The organism is Xanthobacter autotrophicus, assembly GCF_029991245.1.
GTDB classification, from domain to species: domain Bacteria; phylum Pseudomonadota; class Alphaproteobacteria; order Rhizobiales; family Xanthobacteraceae; genus Xanthobacter; species Xanthobacter autotrophicus_C.
Window position 1 is genome coordinate 1 of sequence record NZ_JAIVFO010000267.1, and the last position, 2,262, is coordinate 2,262.

Consider the following 2,262-nt stretch of genomic DNA (forward strand, 5'->3'; position numbering starts at 1 on the left):
CATCCGCCACCCGTGCGAACGGCACCACAAGGCTTGCCCCCACCGACACCCGGATGGCCTTGCGGTAGAGCGGATCGCAGGAGGCGGCATCGATCAGCACCGCATCGGCACCGAAGGCCGCCGCATTGCGGAAGATGCCGCCCATATTGTCGTGGTTGGTGAGGCCGAGGGCGACCACCACCAGCGCCCGTTCCCCCAGCCGGTCCATGAGCGCCCCCGGCTCCGGCAGCGGCCGCGCCGCGCCCAGCGCCAGGATGCCGCGATGGATGGGAAAGCCCACCACCTGGTCCATCACCTTCTGCCCCGCCACATAGACCGGGACATCGGGCGGCAAGGCCGCGATGACATCGGCAAGCCGCATCGCCTGCGCTTCGGACAGCAGCAGCGCGCGCAGGCGGTGGTTGTCCGCTCCGCCGAGGCGGGACACGAGGAGGCGCAGCACCACCTCCCCTTCCGCCATGAAGCAGCCCTGCCGGCCCACGAGGTCGCGCTCGCGCACATCCCTGAAATCCGCGATGCGCGGATCGTCCGCCTCGGCAACCGGACGAATCATAGGGGCCGGCGCTTCACCGGCACGGGCGGGGCGGTGGTGGCGCGCACCACCAGCTTGGGCGCCATCTCCACCCGCTCCACGGGGCGCGACGGATCGGCGATGCGCTTCAGGGCGAGGTCGGCGGCGGCACGGCCATATTCAGGGATAAAGGTGTGCACCGTCGTGAGCCCCGGATGCCAGACCTTGGCCTCGCCGATGTCGTCATAGCCCACCAGGGAGAAGTCCTTGCCCACCGTGAGCCCCGCCGCCTGCAGCTCCATGAGGGCACCGAAGGCCGTGAGATCGTTGAAGCTGACGGCGGCGGTGGGCGGCTCCTCCAGAGCCAGAAGGCGGGCCAGCTGGCGGCGGCCCTCTTCCCGCAGGCCCGGCCCTTCCATGACCAGGGTGGGATCGAAGGGCAGGCCGGCGGCGGCAAGGCCGGCCTTGTAGCCGGCAAGGCGCTTGCGGCCGGTGGAAATGGCGCCGAAGCCGCCCAGCATGCCGATGCGCCGGTGGCCCAGTGCCACCAGATGGGCGACGCCAAGCGCCACCCCCACCACATCGTCCGAGCCGGCAAAATCGAAGCCCGAGCCCTCGATCTCGCGTGTCACCTGCACCACGGCGATGCCGGTGGAGGCGAGGGCCTTCAGGTCCGCCACCGTGGAGTGGGCGGCGGGCGAGACCAGGAAGGCGTCGGGGCGGTATTCGGCCAGCGTCCCCAGGGTGCGGGTCTGGCGCGCCACATCCTCCTGGCTGACGCCGAGCAGCACGGTCTTGCCGGCGGCGGTCAAAGCATCCTCCACCGCCGCGAGCAGCTCGGTGAAGGACGGGTTGACGATGTCGTGCAGGCCCAGCGCCACGATGTTGGTACGCGCCGTGCGCAGGGCAGCGGCGCCGCGATTGGCCACATAGCCGCGGGCACGGGCCACTTCCTGCACCTTCAGCCGCGTCGCCTCCGCCACCATGGGGCTGTCGCGCAAGGCGAGCGAGATGGTGGCAGTGGACAATCCAAGCTCCCGGGCAAGGCCCTGGAGCGTCACCTTGCCGATGGAAGTGGGCATCTGACCGGCTGGGGCCTGAGCGGGGATATTGTCATCCATGGGCCTTCCCTATAACCGGATCTGTCGCGTCTCGCGCCGTCCTTTCGTTCATGTTAAACGATTAAACGGCAACAACCAATGGTAATTGGCACAGGGACGAAAGACATGAGCGAGGATACGACCAGGGCGCGGGTGGGCTTCATCGGCGTGGGCCTGATGGGGCACGGGATGGCGAAGAACATCCTCGCCAGGGGCTTTCCCCTTGCAGTGCTGGGCCATCGCAACCGGGTGCCGGTGGAAGACCTCGTCGCCCGCGGCGCCACCGAGGTGAAGTCCGCGGCGGAACTGGCGCAGGCGAGCGACATCATCGTGCTGTGCGTCACCGGCGCACCCCAGGTGGAAGCGGTGCTGCGCGGGGAAAACGGCATCCTTTCCACAGCGAAGGCCGGCCTGCACATCGTCGATACCTCCACCTCCGAGCCGACCCTCACCATGGCGCTGGCGGCGGAGCTGGAGGCGCGCGGCATCTTCTTCTGCGATTCGCCCCTCGGCGGCACGCCGGTGCAGGCGGACGAGGGCACGCTCTCGGCCATGGTGGGCGCGCAGGACGCGGCCTTCGCGGTGATCGAGCCGGTGGTGGCGGCCTATGCCAGCCGCATCGTGCGGGTGGGCGCGCCCACCATGGCCGAG

The 2,262-nt window shown here is 69.6% G+C and carries 3 protein-coding genes; 1 reads left to right on the top strand and 2 read right to left on the bottom strand.

Annotated elements, in window-relative coordinates; translation table 11 throughout:
- Both K9U41_RS22565 and K9U41_RS22570 read right to left on the bottom strand, forming a co-directional pair.
- On the bottom strand, positions 1-553 hold a 553-nt coding region (locus tag K9U41_RS22565; RefSeq protein WP_282643080.1), incomplete at its 3' end, for a TrmH family RNA methyltransferase.
- Positions 550-1,632: a LacI family DNA-binding transcriptional regulator gene (locus K9U41_RS22570; protein ID WP_282643081.1), complete on the bottom strand. Its 1,083-nt coding sequence runs from the start codon at positions 1,630-1,632 to the stop codon at positions 550-552. The genes K9U41_RS22565 and K9U41_RS22570, both read right to left, overlap by 4 nt.
- A 105-nt stretch (positions 1,633-1,737) precedes the next feature.
- Here K9U41_RS22570 and K9U41_RS22575 point away from each other — a divergent pair.
- Positions 1,738-2,262: NAD(P)-dependent oxidoreductase (locus K9U41_RS22575; protein WP_282643082.1), on the top strand; the 525-nt coding region annotated here is incomplete at its 3' end.

Excerpts from the sequence above, each read along its gene's own strand:
- K9U41_RS22570 (WP_282643081.1), bottom strand. The coding sequence starts at position 1,632 with ATGGATGACAATATCCCCGCTCAGGCCCCAGCCGGTCAGATGCCCACT.